The sequence below is a fragment of the Pseudomonas schmalbachii genome, from assembly GCF_017589465.1.
Taxonomy (GTDB): Bacteria; Pseudomonadota; Gammaproteobacteria; order Pseudomonadales; family Pseudomonadaceae; genus Pseudomonas; species Pseudomonas schmalbachii.
In genome coordinates, this window is sequence record NZ_JAELYA010000002.1 from 700848 (window position 1) to 720074 (window position 19227).

Here is a 19227-nt window from a genome sequence, read left to right on the forward strand (position 1 = left end):
GAAGTACCGTTCGCGAGAAGCAGAGTGGGATGTTTGCTAGACCGTCGAACGACAGTAAAAGGCTACGTAAATCGCGCAGGAGAGCGGATCAGGATGATCTTCAATGCGAGCCAGAACTTTCTTGTACGAGAAAGCCCTCGAACCGAGGTTAGTGTCAGCCCTCATCTGACAGACCGCTTATCCGCCAAAACACACCGCTCATCCTCGGCAAGCGCAAAAAAAGAGCCACTCCGTGGAGTGGCTCTTTGTCTGGCAACCGCTCGCTTCAGCTATTGCCTGCTTGCTGGACGATCACCGTCTGTGCCGGCATCGGTGCCGGGAAGTCGATGCCGAGGGCGTCCTTGATGGTGCGGTTGGTGTCGAAGTACACCTGCCAGTAATTGTCGTTGTGGCAATAGGGCCGCACCGCCAGCACCGGACCGACCAGGTTGAATTCGAGGATTTCCACATCCACCGCCGGGTCTTCCAGCACGTTGGGGATCGCGGCGATGCGCTGCTTGAGCAGGGCGACGGCCGCCTGGTAATCGGCCGCCCCGGAAAGCTGGGCCTTCAACTCGACACGGCGGAACGGGTTGTGACTGAAGTTCTGGATGGTGTCGCCGAAGATCTTGTTGTTGCCGACCAGGGTCTGCACGTTGTCCGGAGTGTTGATCGCCGTGGCGAACAGGCCGATTTCCTTCACCGTGCCGGTCACGCCGGCGGCGCAGATGAAATCGCCAACCTTGAACGGACGCAGGACGATGAGGAAGGCGCCGGCGGCGAGGTTGGCCAGCAGCCCGGACCAGGCCATGCCGATGGCCACGCCGGCAGCGGCGATCAGTGCGGCGAGGCTGGTGGTCTGCACGCCGAAATAGCCGAGGATGCCGATCACCAGCAGGATGTTCAGGGTCACGCTGATGATCGAGCCGACGTAGCGCATTACCGTCGGATCGACGTTCTGTTGAGCCAGGGCCCTTCCCACCAACCGGACGGCAAGGCCGATCAGCCAGCGACCGATGATCCAGAAGGCAATGGCGGCGAGAATCTTGATGCCGAAAGCGACAGCGTATTGCGATACGGTGGCCCAGAGGGCGCTGATCTTTTCCGTGCCGACGTTGACTATGGTCGTTTCGTCCATGGTGGGTCCCCCAGCGAATTGAGAAGTCCCCAGAAAAGCTAGCACGGGAATGGCGAAGCGCCCGTTGCAGAGGCGATGCGAACGTCCTGCGCAGGCCGGCTCGGCCTGCGCGGGAGTGTACTGATGCTGCGGGAAAGAACCCGCGCCGGAATCAGCGCGGGATGTTCGGCTGGCGGGCGGGACGCTTCTTGCCCTTGGCGTAGTTCCTGGCCTGGCCTTCTTCAGCCTTGTTCCACGGCTTCGAGCCATCGCTGGCGCGCGGCGGCAGGCCGGTGTGCTGGGTCAGCAGCGGCTTGCCGGTCTTCTTGCTGCCGACCGGCGTGGAGTTCTTCCGGCGCGCGCTCTGGTAGCCGCCATCCCCGACCGGCTGGGTGGCCGGGATCAGTTGGTGCTTACCGTTGCCGATCAGGTCGGCGCGGCCCATGTCCTTCAGCGCCTCGCGCAGCATCGGCCAGTTGTTCGGGTCGTGGTAGCGCAGGAAGGCCTTGTGCAGGCGGCGGCGACGCTCACCCTTGACGATGTCCACGCCGTCGCTCTTGTAGGTCACCTTGCGCAGCGGGTTCTTGCCCGAGTGGTACATGGCCGTGGCGGTGGCCATCGGCGACGGGTAGAAGGCCTGCACCTGGTCGGCGCGGAAGCCGTTGCGCTTGAGCCACAGGGCGAGGTTCATCATGTCCTCGTCGGTGGTGCCCGGGTGCGCCGCGATGAAGTACGGGATCAGGTACTGCTCCTTGCCCGCCTCCTTCGAGTACTTCTCGAACATTTTCTTGAAGCGGTCATAGCTGCCGATGCCCGGCTTCATCATCTTCGACAGCGGGCCTTCCTCGGTGTGTTCCGGGGCGATCTTCAGGTAACCGCCGACATGGTGGGTCACCAGTTCCTTGACGTACTCCGGCGACTCCACGGCGAGGTCATAGCGCAGGCCCGAGGCGATGAGGATCTTCTTCACCCCCGGCAGGTCGCGGGCGCGGCGATAGAGCTGGATCAGCGACGAGTGATCGGTATTGAGGTTGTCGCAGATGCCCGGCCACACGCAGGACGGCTTGCGGCAGTGCTTCTCGATCTCCGGGTCCTTGCAGGCGATGCGGTACATGTTCGCGGTCGGCCCGCCGAGATCGGAAATCACCCCGGTGAAGCCCGGCACCTTGTCGCGGATGTCCTCGATCTCGCGGATGATCGAGTCTTCCGAGCGGTTCTGGATGATCCGCCCTTCGTGCTCGGTGATCGAGCAGAAGGTGCAGCCGCCAAAGCAGCCACGCATGATGTTCACCGAGAAACGGATCATCTCGTAGGCCGGAATCTTATCCTTGCCATAGGCCGGATGCGGTACGCGGGCGTACTGCAGGCCGAAGATGTAGTCCATTTCCTCGGTGGTCAGCGGGATGGGCGGCGGGTTGAACCACACATCCTGCTCGCCGTGGCGCTGCACCAGCGCGCGGGCGTTGCCCGGGTTGGTTTCCAGGTGCAGCACGCGGTTGGCGTGGGCGTAGAGCACCGGGTCGCTCTTGACCTTCTCGTAGGACGGCAGGCGGATCACCGTGTGCTCGCGCTCCAGGCGCGGGTTCGGCAGCAGCTGCACGACCTTCGCCTCGTTCGGGTCTTCCTGCGGGCCCTTCTCCTGCTCGATGGCGCAGGCGGCGGTGTCCTGGGTGTTCACGTACGGGTTGATGATCTTGTCGATCTTGCCCGGACGGTCGATGCGGGTGGAGTCCAGTTCGAACCAGCCCTCGGGCGTGTCGCGGCGGATGAAGGCGGTGCCACGCACATCGGTGATGGTTTCGATCGACTCGCCGGCGGACAGGCGCTGGGCGACTTCCACCACGGCGCGCTCGGCGTTGCCGAACAGCAGGATGTCGGCCTTGGCGTCCATCAGGATCGAATGGCGCACCTTGTCCTGCCAGTAGTCGTAGTGGGCGATGCGGCGCAGCGAGGCTTCGATGCCGCCGAGGACGATCGGCACGCCCTTGTACGCCTCGCGGCAGCGCTGGCTGTAGACCATGCTGGCGCGGTCCGGGCGTTTGCCGGCGTTACCGCCGGGGGTATAGGCGTCGTCGGAGCGGATTTTCCGGTCGGCGGTGTAGCGGTTGATCATCGAGTCCATGTTGCCCGCGGCGACGCCGAAGAACAGGTTCGGCTTGCCCAGCTTCATGAAGTCGTCTTTCGACTGCCAGTCCGGCTGCGCGATGATGCCGACGCGGAAGCCCTGGGCTTCCAGCAGGCGGCCGATGATGGCCATGCCGAACGACGGATGGTCGACGTAGGCATCACCGGTGACGATGATGATGTCGCAGGAGTCCCAGCCGAGCTGATCCATCTCTTCCCTGCTCATCGGCAGGAACGGTGCCGGGCCGAAACACTCGGCCCAGAACTTGGGATAGTCGAACAGCGGCTTGGCGGCTTGCATCACGGGCACCGGGAATCTCGAATAATAGGGGCGCAAAAACGCGGGCGCGGAATATAGCACAAAAATTGAACAATTCCGACCACAGCACTCTGACATGAATCCTGCCAGGCAGCAGCGCAGAGCCGTCATATAGCCGTGCTTGCGCCGCGCCTGGCGATGCACCCAGGCACAGGGAGAGCGCGCCGCGAGGACGGGATCGGAGCTCTGGATTCGCTGAACTAGCCGCGGTAGCACCGTGGAACGCGGGCCGTGACCTTGGTCAGCAATTCGTAGCCGATGGTGCCGGCATGGGCGGCCACTTCGTCGATCGGCAGGTTCTCGCCCCACAGTTCCACCGGATCGCCGACCTTCGCCGCGGGTAGCTCCGTCAGATCGACCGTCAGCATGTCCATCGACACCCGCCCCGCCAGCGCCACCCGTTGTCCATTGACCAGAACCGGTGTGCCAGCGGACGCATGCCGCGGATAGCCGTCGGCATAACCGCAGCTCACCGTGCCGATACGCGAAGGCCGCCCGGCGACCCAACTGGCGCCGTAGCCGACACTCTCCCCGGCCGCGACCTCATGCACCGCGATGAGCTGCGCCTGCAGGCTCATCGCCGGGCGCAGGCCCAGTTCGGCGGCGCTTAGATCGGCGAATGGCGTGGCGCCGTAGAGCATGATGCCCGGACGCAGCCAGTCCATATGCGCGGCCGGGATGGTCAGGATCGCCGCGGAATTGGCCAGCGAGCGCTGGTCGAAATCCAGGTCGAGCAGACCGAGGAAGGACTCCAACTGGTCCTCGTTCTGCGCATCGCCACGCAGGTCGGCGCAGGCGAAGTGGCTCATCAGGTTCAGCTCGGCAACCTGCGCGGCGCCGCGCAAACGGCCATGCCATGCGCGCAGCGCAGCCGGCGCGAAGCCGAGGCGGTGCATGCCCGAATCCAGCTTCAGCCAGACATTCAGCGGGGCAGGCAGGTTGGCGGCCAGCAAGGCGCAAGCCTGCTCCTCGCCCTGCACCGCCACGTCCAGCCGCAGCTGGGCGGCCAACAGATATTCCGCCGGCTCGAAACAGCCCTCCAGCAGCAGGATGCGCGCATCGGCGTGCACCGAGCGAACTTCCGCCGCCTCTTCCAGACAGGCCACGGCGAAACCATCGGCCTCGTCGCGTAGCGCATCGACCACCTCGCGCACCCCGTGGCCATAGGCATTCGCCTTGACCACCGCGAACGCCTGGCGCCCCGGTGCGCAGCGCTTGGCCAGCGCGTAGTTGTGGCGGATCGCGGAAAGGTCGATGGTGGCGACGAGGGGGCGCATTTCGTTGAGTCCTGAAAGCAAAACGGGCGCCCATAGTATGGCGCCCGTTGCTGGCAAGGAATGCGCGGTTACTCGTCCTCGAAGTTGTACATGCCCGGCGCGAGGTTCTCGAAGCGTGTGTACCTGCCGAGGAAGGCCAGGCGCACGGTGCCGATCGGACCGTTACGCTGCTTGCCGATGATGATTTCGGCGACGCCCTTGAACTCGGTCTCCGGGTGATACACCTCGTCGCGGTAGACGAACATGATCACGTCGGCGTCCTGCTCGATCGCTCCGGATTCACGCAAGTCGGAGTTCACCGGGCGCTTGTTGGGGCGCTGTTCCAGCGAGCGGTTGAGCTGCGACAGGGCCACCACCGGGCAGTTGAATTCCTTCGCCAGCGCCTTCAGCGAGCGGGAGATTTCGGAGATCTCGTTGGTACGGTTGTCGCCCGAGGAGCCGGGGATCTGCATCAGCTGCAGGTAGTCGACCATGATCAGGGCAATCTCGCCGTGCTCGCGCGCCACCCGACGGGTCCGCGCGCGCATTTCCGACGGCGAGATACCGGCGGTGTCGTCGATGAACAGCTTGCGCTCGTTGAGCAGGTTGACCGCCGAGGTCAGGCGCGGCCAATCGTCGTCGTCGAGCTTGCCCGAACGCACCTTGGTCTGGTCGATGCGGCCGAGGGACGAGAGCATACGCATCACGATCGAATCGGAGGGCATCTCCAGGGAATACACCAGCACCACCTTGTCGGAGCGCAGCACGGCGTTCTCCACCAGGTTCATGGCGAAGGTGGTCTTACCCATGGACGGACGGCCGGCGACGATGACCAGGTCGGCCGGCTGCAGGCCGCTGGTCTTCTCGTCGAGGTCGGTGAAACCGGTGGAAATGCCGGTGAACGCGTCGTTGGTGTTGAACAGGTGGTCGATGCGATCGATGGTCTTCACCAGGATGTCGCCGATCCCCACCGGTCCGCCGGTCTTCGGGCGCGATTCGGCGATCTCGAAGATCTTCCGCTCGGCTTCGTCGAGGATCTCGTTGGCACCCCGGCCCTGCGGATTGAACGCGCTGTCGGCGATGTCGCTGCTGATGCCGATCAGCTGCCGCAGGGTCGCCCGTTCACGGATGATCTGCGCGTACGCCTTGATGTTCGCCACCGACGGCGTGTTCTTCGCCAGTTCGGCCAGATAGGCGAGGCCGCCGACCTGGGACAGCTGGCCTTCGCGCTCCAGTTGCTCGGACAGTGTCACCACGTCGATGGGCTGGTTGCTTTCGGCGAGCTTGTACACGCAACGGAAGATCAGGCGGTGGTCATGGCGATAGAAGTCGCCATCGGAAACCGCATCCGACACACGCTCCCACGCGTTGTTGTCGAGCATCAGACCACCCAGCACCGCCTGTTCGGCTTCGATCGAATGCGGCGGCACCTTCAGGGCTGCCGTTTGCAGGTCGTATTGCTCAGGGAGGGTGATGTCGTTCATGGGCTCGCAGAATAAAAAAGGGGGACGTACAAAAACAAAGGGCACGGTACCGCTCGCAGTACCGTGCCCGATGTTAGCGGACTAGTGCGTTGACCGCACAGTCCTGCGACGGATCGCTTACTCGGCGACCACGACCACGTGCAGAGTCGACTCGACGTCGGTGTGCAGTTGCACTTCGACGTTGTACTCGCCGACGGTACGCAGCGGACCGGTGGGCAGGCGAACCTCGGCCTTCTCCAGCGGGTAACCGGCAGCGGAAACGGCTTCGGCGATGTCGCGGGTGCCGATGGAACCGAACAGCTTGCCTTCGTCGCCGGCGTTGGCGCCGATGGTGACGATCAGCTCGGCCAGTTGAGCGGCACGGGCTTCAGCAACGGCTTTCTTCTCGGCAGCAGCTTTTTCCAGCTCGGCGCGGCGCTCTTCGAACGCAGCGACGTTGGCCGGAGTAGCGGCAGTGGCCTTGCCCTGCGGCAGCAGGTAGTTACGGGCGTAACCGCCCTTTACGTTCAGCTTGTCGCCCAGGTTGCCCAGTTTGGCGATCTTTTCCAGCAGGATGACTTCCATTTGAGTCTTACCTCTTAACTTTTAACCTTCACCGTTCGTGGAGCCCTGGCGACGGGCCAGGCGACCACGAAAATCAAACAGACTGTCGACCACGGCGACAAGACAGATCACATTTCCCAGCAGCAGCACCAGCAGGTACAGCAGCACCAGCCAGGGCCCCGGCAAGCGCTTCAGCGCCACCAGCCCATGACCGAGCGCCAGCCCGGCGAACAGCAGCGGCACAGCGCAGATCGGCGCCAGCACGGTGGCTTGCGGCCCCAGCATCGGCAGTACCAGCACGCCCAGCAGCAGCGCGATCGCCGTTGCCGGCGACAGGCGCAGTGCGCGGAACTCGCGGCCAAACCCTTGCGGGTTGTACAACGCCGCTTGCCAGTAGCGCGCCAGCATCAGGCACAACAGGCTGATCGACTGCAGCGACGCCGCCATCAGACCGGTGATGGCCGGAACCATCTCCGCCTGCAGGCTGGCCTGCTGCTCCGCCGGAAGCTTCGCCTCCGACAGCACTTGCGGCAGGACCTTGCGGAATGCTTCCGCCAGCCCCTCGATCAACCCCGCCGATACCGTGGAGAGCAGCAGCGCATACAGCACGCCGAGCCCCACGCTCGCCAGCATCACCCGGTTCCAGGGAGCGCCGCTGCGCAGAACCTGCGCCAGCACCGCACTACCCACCATCACCAGGGTCACGCTGGGATCGCCCAGGTACCACCAGGCCAGTGCCGGAAGCAGCGCCCAGGCGATGATGCCGATGGCATCGCTCGCGCCGCGGCGCAACAGCACCAGACTGCCTGCTGCGGCACCCAGCCAGAACACCGGCTGCAGCACCGCGGCTGCGACGACCACCAGGGTCGCCTGCATGCGGCCTCGCATGACGAACTCAGCCAATGCGCGCATGCGATCTATCCATCACCTCGTGTCGACTGCCCGATCAACGGCCGTGGCTGTCGGTGTAGGGGAGCAGGGCCAGGTAGCGGGCGCGCTTGATAGCGGTAGCCAGCTGGCGCTGGTACTTGGCCTTGGTGCCGGTGATGCGGCTCGGAACGATCTTGCCGGTTTCGGAAACGTAGGCCTTCAGGGTGTTGAGATCTTTGTAATCGATCTCTTTCACGCCTTCAGCGGTGAAACGGCAGAACTTACGACGACGGAAGAAACGTGCCATGGAATTGGCTCCTCAATACTGGTCCGTGATTACTCGTCAGCGCTGTCGCGGCTGTCTTCGCCGTCAGCGGACTCGTTGGATTCGGGGCGCTCACGGCGCTCGCGGCGCTCGTTGCGGCTTTCCTCGGCCTTCAGCATCTCGGACTGGCCAGTGACGGCCTCGTCGCGACGGATCACCATGTTACGGATCACGGCGTCGTTGTAGCGGAAGTTGTCTTCCAGCTCGGCCAGGGCCTTGGCGGTGCACTCGACGTTCATCAGAACGTAGTGAGCCTTGTGCACGTTGTTGATGGCGTAAGCCAGCTGACGACGGCCCCAGTCTTCCAGGCGGTGTACTTTGCCGCCGTCTTCTTCGATGGCCTTGGTGTAACGCTCGACCATACCACCGACTTGTTCGCTCTGGTCCGGGTGAACCAGGAACACGATTTCGTAATGACGCATAAATGCTCCTTACGGGTTGCAGCCTGCCGACAACGCGGTCAGGCAAGGAGTGAATGTCTTTTTTGCTTGCTGCTGGGAAGGCGCGCGAACGCCTGCCCGGACGGCAAGGGGCGACATTCTAGAGAAGCCCCCCAGGCCGCGCAAGGCGAATTGACGATTATTTGAGCAGTTGCAGTCATGTAGGAGCCAGCTTGCTGGCGATCATTGGTGTCAGCCGGCATCTCGGTGCCAGGTGAAACTCCGGATCGCCAGCAAGCTGGCTCCTACAGGTAAGGCGGACAGCTATTCGGCAGCCTTCGGGCTACTCCGCTGCCTCAAGATCTCGAACAGGCACACGCCAGTGGCCACCGACACGTTCAGGCTGCTGACGCTGCCGGCCATCGGCAGCTTGGCGAGGTAGTCGCAGTGCTCGCGGGTCAGCCGGCGCATGCCCTTGCCTTCGGCGCCCATCACCAGCACGGTCGGCCCGGTGAGATCCAGTTCGTAGAGCGTCTGGGTCGCCTCGCCAGCCGTGCCAACCACCCACAACCCACGCTGCTGGAGCTTTTCCAGGGTGCGTGCGAGATTGGTCACCGCCACCAGCGGAATCACCTCGGCGGCGCCACAGGCCACCTTGCGCACCGTGGCGTTGAGCGTCGCCGACTTGTCCTTCGGCACGATCACCGCCATGGCGCCGGCAGCATCGGCGGTACGCAGGCAGGCGCCGAGGTTGTGCGGATCGGTGACCCCATCCAGGGCCAGCAGCAGTGCCGGCCCTGGCGTGCGTTCGAGCAGCTCTTCGAGCATGTTCTCGCCCCACACCTGGCTGGCGCTGACCTCGGCGACTACGCCCTGGTGCACGCCCTCGGCCCACTCGTCGAGCTCCTTGCGGTCACGGGTGCCGACCGGCACGCGCACCTGCCCGGCCAGTTCGACCAGCGCCTGAACCCGTGGATCGTGGCGACCCTCGGCCAGCCACAGTTGCTTGACCCGCTTCGGGTGATGGCGCAGCAATGCTTCCACGGCGTGCACGCCGTAGACCCTTTCCCACTGACTCATGACTTGGCCTTACGCTTGCGTACTGCGCCACCCTTGGCGGCGCCGGTTTCGGCCTTCGGCTTGGAAGGCCCCTTGCGATGTTTGCCGGGCTTGGCCGGCTTGCTCGCGGCCTTGGCCTTCGCCTTGCCTGCAGCGTTGCCGCCGGGCTTGCCGGACGCTGCCTTGTTCTTGCCCTTCCCGGCCTCCTTCGTGCCGGTCCGGGCCTCGGCCATCAGCGCCTGCTTCAGCGCACGACTGCGACTCACATCCGTATTGCCAAGCATCTCGTCGGTCTGGGCGAGCATTTCCGGAGCAACCGCCGGCAGCGCCTGCACGGTGCCGACCCTGCGCTTGCGCGGCTGCGCCGCAGGCACCGGCTCCGGTGTCCAGCCAGCCGGAGCCGGCTCTTCGCGGTTCCTGCCCTTGCGCCCCTTGGCCGGCTTGCTCGGCTCGACCTTGTCGTTGCGCTTCTTGCGTCCGACCGGCGTGCTCAGCACATTGCTGGACAGTTCGAAGTCGATCTTCCGCTCATCGAGATCGACCCGCGCCACAACCACCTCGACGATGTCGCCCAGCCGGTAGCTGCGGCCACTGCGCTCGCCAGCCAGGCGATGGTGCACAGGATCGAAGTGGTAGTAGTCGCCCGGCAACGCGGTCACATGCACCAGCCCCTCGACAAAGATATCGGTCAGCTCGACGAAGATTCCGAAGCCGGTCACCGCGGTGATCACCCCCGGGAAGGTCTCGCCCACGCGCTCGCGCATGTACTCGCACTTCAGCCAGTTGACCACGTCGCGGGTCGCCTCGTCGGCGCGCCGCTCGGTCATCGAGCACTGCTCGCCGAGCTGCTCCAGGCGTTGCTCGTCGTAGGGATAGATGCGCGCCTTGGGCATGGCCGCGGCGCCGACACGCTGGACGTGCTCGGACTGCCGCTTGGAACGGATCAACCCGCGGATCGCCCGGTGCACCAGCAGGTCCGGATAACGGCGGATCGGCGAGGTGAAGTGGGTGTAGGCCTCGTAGTTCAGGCCGAAGTGGCCGTGGTTCTCCGGGCTGTATACCGCCTGGCTGAGCGAACGCAGCATCACCGTCTGGATCAGTTGGAAGTCCGGACGCCCCTGGATCTTCTCCAATAGCGCCTGATAGTCGCCCGGAGTCGGCTCGCCCTTGCCGCGATACAGCGTCAGGCCGAGCTCACCGAGGAACTGCCGGAGATTGTTCAGCTTCTCCTGCGGCGGGCCGTCGTGGATACGGTACAACGCGGGAATCTCATGCTTCTCCAAGAAGCGCGCGGTGGCCACGTTGGCCGCCAGCATGCACTCCTCGATCAGCTTGTGTGCGTCGTTGCGCTGGGTCGGACGGATCTCCGAGATCTTGCGGTCGGCGCCGAAGACGATGCGCGTCTCCTGGGTCTCGAAGTCGATGGCCCCACGCACGTGACGCGCCGCCACCAGCACCTTGTACAGCGCGTAGAGCGTCTTCAGATGCGGCACTACGCCCGGCAACTGCTCGGCCAGGCGTTTGGCCTCGACACTGTCCGGCGTCTCCAGGTACTGGCTGACCTTGGTATAGGTGAGCCGTGCGTGGGAGTGGATCACCGCCTCGTAGAACTGGTAGCCGGTCATCTTGCCGGCCTTGGACAGGTTCATCTCGCAGACCATCGCCAGGCGGTCGACCTGCGGGTTCAGCGAGCACAGTCCGTTGGACAGGATTTCCGGCAGCATCGGGATGACGCGCTCGGGGAAGTACACCGAGTTGCCGCGCTTGACCGCCTCCTCGTCCAGCGCCGAGCCGACCTTGACGTAATGCGAGACGTCGGCGATGGCGACGTACAGCTTCCAGCCGCCGCCCTTGCGCGTCTCGGCATACACCGCATCGTCGAAGTCGCGAGCGTCCTCGCCATCGATGGTGACGAAAGGCAGGGCACGCAGGTCGACACGCTTCTCCTTGTCCTTCTCCGCCACTTCCGGCTTGAGCTTGGCCGCTTCCTTCTCCACGCCTTGTGGCCAGACATGCGGAAGGTCGTAGCTGCGCAGCGCAACCTCGATCTCCATGCCCGGCGCCATATAGTCGCCGAGGACTTCGACCACCTCGCCCTGGGCCTGGCGATGCACGCTCGGCCAGACGTCGATGCGTACCTGGACGAACTGGTTGTGCTTAGCCTTGCCGCTCTTGCCCGGCGGGATCAGTACTTCCTGCTGGATCTTCGGATTGTCGGCGACCACCGTGCCGATACCGCCCTCTTCGAAGTAGCGGCCGACGATGACTTCGTGGGCGCGCTCGATCACTTCCACCAGGGCACCCTCGCGGCGCCCGCGGCGATCGAAGCCGGAAACCCGCGCCAGCGCGCGGTCGCCATCGAAGACCAGGCGCATCTGCGTCGGGCTGAGGAACAGGTCGTCGCTGCCGTCATCCGGGATAAGGAAGCCAAAGCCATCGCGGTGGCCGGAGATGCGGCCGCGGATCAGGTCGAGCTTGTCCACCGGCGCATAGGCGCCACGGCGGGTATAGATAAGCTGGCCGTCGCGCTCCATGGCGCGCAGACGACGGCGCAGGGCTTCTTCTGGCTCCTCACCGGCAAGTCCGAATTCGTCCAGCAGTTGCGCCCGTGTCGCCGGCGCGCCGCGCTCGGCGAGATGCGCCAGGATGAGTTCGCGGCTGGGAATGGGGTTTTCGTATTTTTCCGCCTCGCGGGCGGCCTCGGGATCGAGGTTTTGCCAATCGGCCATCAGGGTGAGATCACCTTTTTGTCTATAGATGTAGTAGTCATGTGCTTATTGAAGCGCGAAATCCGCTCGTCGGTCAGCTTCGGCCAAGAATAAAATTTTTATCACATCAGGGGTTTACAAGCGGAAAGGGGCTCCGTATAGTTCGCGCCCACAGCGTCGCTGAGACGTTGTAACACGGAAACGATGATCAATCATCGACTCCAGTGCCCAGGTGGCGGAATTGGTAGACGCACTAGGTTCAGGTCCTAGCGGTGGCAACACCGTGGAAGTTCGAGTCTTCTCCTGGGCACCATATTTATCGATAGAGCTTACAGCTTTATTGACGGCGGGTTCGGAACCCTGAAACCGAACATCAACCGCCAGCGACCGAAAGGTTGCACTACCGCAAGACGATGAGCGATCATCGCACCCCATGCTGAAAAGCATGCCCAGGTGGCGGAATTGGTAGACGCACTAGGTTCAGGTCCTAGCGGTGGCAACACCGTGGAAGTTCGAGTCTTCTCCTGGGCACCATCTTCAAGCAAAAAGCCGAGCACTGCTCGGCTTTTTGCTTTCTGGCGTTTTTATTCTTCCCTCGTCATCCGCGGATATCGACCAACCCCTGTAGGAGCGAGCTCTGCTCGCGAACACCGGCCATACAAAAAGCTTCGCGAGCAGAGCTCGCTCCTACGGAAAGCATCACCCTGAAACGACAACGGGCCGCATGAGCGGCCCGTTGCACGTACAGCGAGAGATCAACCGAACGGATGGCGCAGGATGATGGTCTCGTTGCGATCCGGGCCGGTGGAGATGATGTCGATCGGCGCACCGACCAGCTCTTCCACGCGCTTGATGTAGGCACGGGCGTTGGCCGGCAGTTCTTCCAGCGACTTGGCGCCGACGGTGGATTCGCTCCAGCCCGGCATGTCCTCGTAGACCGGCTGCAGGCCGATGTAGCTGTCGGCATCGGTCGGCGCATCGACCAGCAACTCGCCGGCGGCATTCTTGTAGCCGGTGCACAGGCGGATGGTTTCCAGGCCGTCGAGCACGTCCAGCTTGGTCAGGCACAGGCCGGACAGGCTGTTGATCTCGATGGCGCGACGCAGGATCACCGCGTCGAACCAGCCGCAACGGCGGGCGCGGCCAGTGGTGGCGCCGAACTCGTGGCCTTTCTTCGCCAGGTACGCACCGACGTCATCGAACAGCTCGGTCGGGAACGGGCCGGAACCGACACGGGTGGTGTAGGCCTTGGTGATGCCGAGGATGTAGTCCAGGTACAGCGGACCGAAGCCCGATCCGGTAGCGGTGCCGCCAGCGGTGGTGTTGGAGCTGGTCACGAACGGATAGGTGCCGTGGTCGATATCCAGCAGAGAACCCTGGGCGCCCTCGAACATGATGTTCTGTTCGGCGCGGCGCAGGTTGTGCAGGGTCGCAGTGACGTCGGCCAGCATCGGCTCCAGCTGTTCGGCGTAGCCCATGCACTCATCCAGAGTCTTCTGGAAGTCGATGGTCGGTTCCTTGTAATAGTTCTGCAGGACGAAGTTGTGGTAGTCCAGCAGCTCGCCCAGCTTGGCGGCAAAACGCTCGCGGTGGAACAGGTCGGCAACGCGCAGACCGCGACGGGCGACCTTGTCTTCGTATGCCGGGCCGATGCCACGACCGGTGGTGCCGATCTTCGCATCGCCACGGGCCTTCTCGCGAGCCTGGTCAAGGGCAACGTGGAAGGACAGGATCAGCGGGCAGGACGGACTGATGCGCAGGCGCTCACGCACCGGCACGCCCTTCTCTTCCAGCTTGGCGATCTCGCGCATCAGCGCATCCGGCGCCAGCACCACGCCGTTGCCGATCAGGCACTGCACGCCTTCGCGCAGGATGCCCGACGGAATCAGGTGCAGAACGGTCTTCTCACCGTCGATCACCAGCGTATGGCCGGCATTGTGGCCACCCTGGTAGCGCACAACGGCAGCAGCCTGGTCGGTGAGCAAGTCGACGATCTTGCCTTTGCCCTCATCACCCCATTGGGTGCCCAGGACTACGACATTCTTACCCATAACACTTGTCCCCATCGTGGATGTTCGATGCCGGCCGCGGCCGGCGAAAACTCTGGATGCCGCACTCGGTTAGAGCGACACCACCTGCCAATTACCATCGCGCTCCAGCAGCTGCCGGTCGCAGCCCGCTTCGCGCGCAGAAGCCGCGTCCTGCCCTTGCAGCGCCTGAACCACGCGCTGACCGTCGCGGCGCAGTCGTTGCACCGCCTGCCACAAACCAGCGCCATCGACCGGCGCCCAGATACCCGAAAGCGGCGCATCCAACTCCGCCTGCCCCAGGGTCACCAAGGTCTTCAGGTCGGTAGAGAAACCGGTTGCCGGGCGCGCACGACCGAAGTCGGCACCGATGTCATCGTAACGACCGCCCTGGGCAATGGACTCGCCAACGCCCGGCACGAAAGCCGCGAATACGACACCGGTGTGATAGTGATAGCCACGCAGCTCGCCGAGGTCGAAGTACAGCGGCAGATCAGGGAAACGCGCAGTCAGCGCATCGGCGATGATTTCCAGCTCCGCAAGCGCGGCCTGCACAGGCGCCGGCGCCTCAGCCAGACACTCGCGGGCCTGGGCGAACACTTCGCGTCCGCCACACAGCTCGGCCAGCGCACGCAGCATTGCAGCCAGATCGGCCGGCAACCCTTCGGTCAGCGCCGCCACTTCGTCCACAGCCTTGCGTTGCAGGGCATCGAACAGCAGTTGCTCGACCTCGCCCGAGAGCCCGGCCGCCTGGGCCAGGCCACGGTAGATGCCGACATGGCCGAGGTCCATGTGCACGTCCGGCACCTGAGCCATGCCCAGCATGTCGAGCATCAGGCTGATCACCTCGATGTCGCTCGCCGGACTCGCGTCGCCATACAGCTCGGCACCGAGCTGGATCGGGCTGCGCGAAGTGGCCAGCGCGCGCGGACGCGCATGCAGGACACTGCCGGCGTAGCACAGGCGGCTCGGCCCTTCGCGATGCAGACTGTGCGCATCCATGCGGGCGACTTGCGGCGTGATGTCCGCACGGAACCCCATCAGGCGTCCGGAGGCCGGGTCGGTCACCTTGAAGGTGCGCAGAGCCAGATCCTCGGAAGCACCAGTCAGCAGGGACTCCAGGTATTCGATATGCGGGGTGACGACGAACTCGTAGCCCCAGCGCTGGAACAGGTCCAGCACCTGACGGCGGGCTGCTTCAACGCGCGCCGCCTCCGGTGGCAGCACTTCTTCGATCCCATCTGGCAGCAGCCAGCGGTCTACCGTTGCCATGTCGCCTCTCCCCTTTCAGCCGGGCGGCAATTCATCAGTGAATCCAGTAAAGAAGGACGGTGCCGAGCAGCATGCTGCCCAGCCCGACAAGTCGCAGGTGACGGTCGCCGAGGCGACTGATCCCGCTCACGGCGTCACGCCAGCCACGCGGCCAGAGGAACGGAAGGATGCCTTCCAGTACCAGCATCAGACAGAATGCCTTGCCGAATTCCTGCCACATGGCTCTCGTACATGAATCTCGCGGACGCAAAAAAGCCGGGATTTCCCGGCTGACCCATGATAACACGTTTTCTCCGGCGGGCGCTGCCGCCCGCCGGAGAACGCGGTTACTGCCTGGACTTCTCCAGATAGCGGAAGAACTCGCTGCCCGGATCGAGCACCAGCACGTCCTTCTTGTCGGCAAAGCTCTCACGATAGGCCTTCAGGCTCCGGGTGAACGCATAGAACTCCGGGTCCTGGCTGTAGGCCTTGGCGTAGATGGCCGACGCCTTGGCGTCACCATCACCGCGGGTTTCCTCCGCCTCGCGATAGGCTTCGGCGAGCAGCACGCGGCGCTGGCGATCGGCGTCGGCACGGATGCCCTCGGCCAACTCGCGGCCCTTGGCACGGTGCTCGCGCGCCTCACGCTCACGCTCGGTGCTCATACGGTCGAACACGCTGCGGTTGACTTCCTTCGGCAGATCGATGGCCTTGACCCGCACATCGATCACCTCGATGCCCAGCTCCTTCTGCGCCATCCGGTTCAGCGAAGCGGTGATGTCAGCCATCAACGCATCGCGCTCACCAGAGACCACCTCATGCAGGGTGCGCTTACCGAACTGGTCGCGCAGACCCGCTTCCAGACGCCGTGACAGGCGCTCGTCGGCAACCTGCTTGAGACCGGAAGTCGCGGTGTAGAAACGCTCGGCATCAGCCACACGCCACTTGGCGAAGGCATCCACCATCACCGCCTTCTTCTCCAGCGTGAGGAAACGCTGGGTCGGCGAATCCAGCGTCAGCAGGCGGGCGTCGAACTTGCGCACCTGGTTGACGTACGGAATCTTGAAATGCAGACCCGGCTTCACATCCGATTCGACCACGCGGCCGAAGCGCAGCAGCACGGCGCGCTCGGTCTGCTGGACCACGTACACCGAGCTCCACAGGACCACGGCGACCACCACGCCCGCGATCAGGGCGATCAGAGACTTGTTACTCATCAGCGACTCTCCCTGGAACGCATATCGCGCTGCTGCAAGTCATTCGCCACCCGCGAACCCAGGTCCGGCGCGCCGCTCGTAGTGCTGGGCGCAGCGCTCGCGCCAGTCGCGGCACGGCTACCGCCGACCATCTTGTCCAGCGGCAGGTAGAGCAGGTTGTTCTGCCCCTGCTGGCCAGTCACCATGACCTTGCTGGTCTGGCTCATGACTTCCTGCATGGTGTCGATGTACAGGCGTTCGCGCATGACATCCGGCGCCTTGCGGTATTCGGTCACCAGCTTGGTAAAGCGATCCGCCTCACCTTGGGCACGGGAAACGACTTCATCGCGGTAGCCATTGGCCTCCTCGATGATGCGCTGTGCCTGACCACGCGCCTCAGGAACCACGCCATTGGCGTAGGCCTCGGCCTGGTTCTTCTCGCGCTGCTCATCCTCGCGAGCACGGATCACGTCGTCGAACGCTTCCTGTACCTCACGCGGTGCGGCAGCGCTCTGGATGTTCACCTGGGTCACGGTGATGCCGGTCTTGTAGGTGTCGAGGAACCGCTGCAGGCGCTCGCGTACCTCGGTGGCCATCTGCTCACGCCCCTCGGTGAGGATGCGGTCCATGGTGGTGGAACCCGCCACGTGGCGCAGGGCGCTCTCAGTCGAGTGCTGCAGGCTGACTTCCGGCTGGTCGACGTTGAGCACGAAGTCCTGCAGGTTGCTGATCTTGTACTGCACGGTGAGCGGCACTTCGACGATGTTCTCGTCCTCGGTGAGCATCTGCCCCTGCTTGGTGTAGGCACGCTCGCGGGTGACGTTCTCCTGGAACTTCTTGTCGATCGGAGGGAAATAGAAGTTCAGGCCGGGGCCAACCGTTTCGTGGAACTTGCCGAAGCGCAGGATCACTGCCTGCTCCTGCTCGTCGACCACGTAGATGGCGTTGTACAGCCAGAGCACGGCGAGCACGGCCAGGCCGATGCCGAAGATGCCCAGCCCGCCGCCCTTGCCGCCGGAGCCGAAGCCCCCGCCGCTGCGCTTCTTGCCAAAGATACCGTTCAGGCTGTCCTGCAGTTTGCGGAAGGCCTCATCCAGGTCAGGCGGTCCCTGACGACCGCCACCACGGCGACCGCCCCAGGGGTCCTGGTCGTTCTTGTTGTCACCCGGCTCATTCCAGGCCATAGCGCTCTCCATCTGAATAACGCGAAAACGCGCCTACGGCGCGCCCACCAATGCTACAGAATGCCTGGGCCGCTGCCAAAAACAGCGCCCCGGGCTTTATTGCAAAGTGTGTTGCGCAATGAACTCCGCCGGCTGCCAGCCTTCGCGGCTCACCAGGCGATTCAGCTCCACTCGCGGCAGGCGAACCTGCAATAGCGCATGTCCCTGTTCGTCGTGCTCTTCCGACTGCACCGCACCCAGCGCGAAGAATTGCGCACGCAAACGTCCGAGGCGCTGCGGCAGGCACAGGGTACCCACGAACAGGTCGTCGCCGAGCAATTCGGCCACAGCCTGTTCGAGAAGCTCAAGACCGCGTGACTCGCGGGCGGAAAGCCAGACCCGCACCGGCTTGCCATTTTCGTCGCGCTGGATCTGCGCTTCGAAGTCCGGCAGCAGGTCGATCTTGTTGTACACCTCGAGCATCGGCAGCTCGTTGGCACCGATCTCGTCCAGCACCGCATGCACCTGCTCGATATGGGCGGTGCGATCCGGCTCATGGGCGTCGATCACATGCAGCAGCAGGTCGGAATTGCTCGACTCCTCCAGCGTAGCGCGGAAGGCCTCGACCAGCTTGTGCGGCAGATGACGAATGAAGCCCACGGTGTCGGCCAGCACGATCGGCCCGATGTCCTCCAGCTCGAGGCGGCGCAGGGTCGGGTCGAGGGTGGCGAACAACTGGTCGGCGGCATACACCTCGGAGGTCGTCAGCACGTTGAACAGTGTGGACTTGCCGGCGTTGGTGTAACCCACCAGCGAAACCGAGGGAATATCGGCGCGACGACGCCCGCGCCGAGCCTGCTCGCGCTGGCTGCGGACCTTTTCCAGGCGCTGCTTGATCTGCCGGATACGCCCACGCAACAGGCGGCGGTCGGTTTCCAGCTGGGTTTCACCCGGACCACGCAGACCGATACCACCCTTCTGCCGCTCAAGGTGAGTCCAGCCCCGTACCAGGCGCGTGCTCATGTGTTCGAGCTGGGCCAGCTCCACCTGCAGTTTGCCCTCATGGGTACGGGCGCGCTGGGCGAAGATGTCGAGGATCAGTCCGGTGCGATCGAGCACGCGGCATTCCAGCGCCCGCTCGAGGTTACGCTCCTGACTGGGGGTCAAGGTGTGATTGAAAATGATCAGCTCGACCTTTTCGGCCTGCACAAGGTCGTGAAGCTCTTCGACCTTGCCGCTGCCGATCAGGAACTTGGCTGAGGGCTGGTGGCGCGAAATGCTGATGAAAGCCACGGACTCCGCGCCCGCCGAACGAGCCAGCTCCTGGAATTCCTGAGGATCTTCGCGCGCCTCGGGGTCCGAACCTTCCAGATGGACCAGGATGGCCCGTTCCCCACCGCCCGGGCGCTCAAAGAACAAGACAGGC

General features: G+C 64.1%; 16 protein-coding genes and 2 tRNA genes. 2 read left to right on the plus strand and 16 right to left on the minus strand.

What is annotated here, in order from left to right; all coding sequences use genetic code 11:
• Positions 1-265 precede the first annotated feature (265 nt).
• The 10 genes from JFY56_RS08690 to rnr all read right to left on the minus strand — a co-directional run bounded on the left by JFY56_RS08690 (position 266) and on the right by rnr (position 12185).
• Positions 266-1117, minus strand: coding sequence for a mechanosensitive ion channel family protein (locus JFY56_RS08690; protein WP_208313129.1), 852 nt, complete (start codon positions 1115-1117; stop codon positions 266-268).
• A gap of 151 nt (positions 1118-1268) precedes the next feature.
• Positions 1269-3521: a YgiQ family radical SAM protein gene (locus JFY56_RS08695; RefSeq protein WP_208313130.1), complete on the minus strand. Its 2253-nt coding sequence runs from the start codon at positions 3519-3521 to the stop codon at positions 1269-1271.
• Between the two features lie 218 nt (positions 3522-3739).
• Complete coding sequence (gene alr / locus JFY56_RS08700; RefSeq protein ID WP_208313131.1) at positions 3740-4816, minus strand: alanine racemase; 1077 nt, start codon at positions 4814-4816, stop codon at positions 3740-3742.
• Positions 4817-4884: 68 nt separating this feature from the next.
• Complete coding sequence (gene dnaB, locus JFY56_RS08705) at positions 4885-6279, minus strand: replicative DNA helicase (RefSeq protein ID WP_208313132.1); 1395 nt, start codon at positions 6277-6279, stop codon at positions 4885-4887.
• 117 nt (positions 6280-6396) lie between these two features.
• Positions 6397-6843: a 50S ribosomal protein L9 gene (gene rplI / locus JFY56_RS08710; RefSeq protein ID WP_208313133.1), complete on the minus strand. Its 447-nt coding sequence runs from the start codon at positions 6841-6843 to the stop codon at positions 6397-6399.
• 21 nt (positions 6844-6864) lie between these two features.
• Positions 6865-7734 (minus strand): hypothetical protein, encoded by an 870-nt coding sequence (locus JFY56_RS08715; protein ID WP_208313134.1) that lies wholly within the window; start codon positions 7732-7734, stop codon positions 6865-6867.
• Between the two features lie 34 nt (positions 7735-7768).
• Positions 7769-7999, minus strand: coding sequence for a 30S ribosomal protein S18 (gene rpsR, locus JFY56_RS08720; RefSeq protein ID WP_003095634.1), 231 nt, complete (start codon positions 7997-7999; stop codon positions 7769-7771).
• A gap of 29 nt (positions 8000-8028) precedes the next feature.
• The gene (gene rpsF / locus JFY56_RS08725; protein WP_208313135.1) at positions 8029-8439 is read right to left on the minus strand and encodes a 30S ribosomal protein S6; all 411 of its coding nucleotides are present in this window, start codon (positions 8437-8439) and stop codon (positions 8029-8031) included.
• 282 nt (positions 8440-8721) lie between these two features.
• Positions 8722-9477 (minus strand): 23S rRNA (guanosine(2251)-2'-O)-methyltransferase RlmB, encoded by a 756-nt coding sequence (rlmB, locus tag JFY56_RS08730; protein ID WP_208313136.1) that lies wholly within the window; start codon positions 9475-9477, stop codon positions 8722-8724.
• Positions 9474-12185 (minus strand): ribonuclease R, encoded by a 2712-nt coding sequence (gene rnr, locus JFY56_RS08735; protein WP_208313137.1) that lies wholly within the window; start codon positions 12183-12185, stop codon positions 9474-9476. The genes rlmB and rnr overlap by 4 nt, the downstream gene beginning before the upstream one ends.
• Positions 12186-12390: 205 nt before the next feature.
• Between rnr and JFY56_RS08740 the strand changes: the two genes are divergently transcribed.
• Positions 12391-12477 (plus strand) — tRNA-Leu (locus JFY56_RS08740).
• A gap of 134 nt (positions 12478-12611) precedes the next feature.
• A tRNA-Leu gene (locus JFY56_RS08745) sits at positions 12612-12698 on the plus strand.
• A 221-nt stretch (positions 12699-12919) separates the two neighbouring features.
• Here JFY56_RS08745 and JFY56_RS08750 read toward each other — a convergent pair.
• From JFY56_RS08750 to hflX, 6 genes are all read right to left on the minus strand, one after another.
• On the minus strand, positions 12920-14215 hold the full coding sequence (locus tag JFY56_RS08750) for an adenylosuccinate synthase (protein ID WP_208313138.1): 1296 nt from the start codon (positions 14213-14215) through the stop codon (positions 12920-12922).
• Positions 14216-14284: 69 nt separating this feature from the next.
• Positions 14285-15463 carry an ATP phosphoribosyltransferase regulatory subunit gene (locus JFY56_RS08755; RefSeq protein WP_208313139.1) on the minus strand — a complete coding sequence of 393 codons (1179 nt, stop codon included), beginning with the start codon at positions 15461-15463 and terminating at the stop codon, positions 14285-14287.
• 34 nt (positions 15464-15497) lie between these two features.
• Positions 15498-15683 carry a DUF2065 domain-containing protein gene (locus JFY56_RS08760; protein ID WP_208313140.1) on the minus strand — a complete coding sequence of 62 codons (186 nt, stop codon included), beginning with the start codon at positions 15681-15683 and terminating at the stop codon, positions 15498-15500.
• 106 nt (positions 15684-15789) lie between these two features.
• Positions 15790-16659 (minus strand): protease modulator HflC, encoded by an 870-nt coding sequence (gene hflC / locus JFY56_RS08765; protein WP_208313141.1) that lies wholly within the window; start codon positions 16657-16659, stop codon positions 15790-15792.
• Positions 16659-17822, minus strand: coding sequence for an FtsH protease activity modulator HflK (gene hflK, locus JFY56_RS08770; protein ID WP_208313142.1), 1164 nt, complete (start codon positions 17820-17822; stop codon positions 16659-16661). The genes hflC and hflK overlap by 1 nt, the downstream gene beginning before the upstream one ends.
• A 96-nt stretch (positions 17823-17918) precedes the next feature.
• The gene (gene hflX / locus JFY56_RS08775) at positions 17919-19220 is read right to left on the minus strand and encodes a ribosome rescue GTPase HflX (protein ID WP_208313143.1); all 1302 of its coding nucleotides are present in this window, start codon (positions 19218-19220) and stop codon (positions 17919-17921) included.
• Positions 19221-19227: the final 7 nt, after the last annotated feature.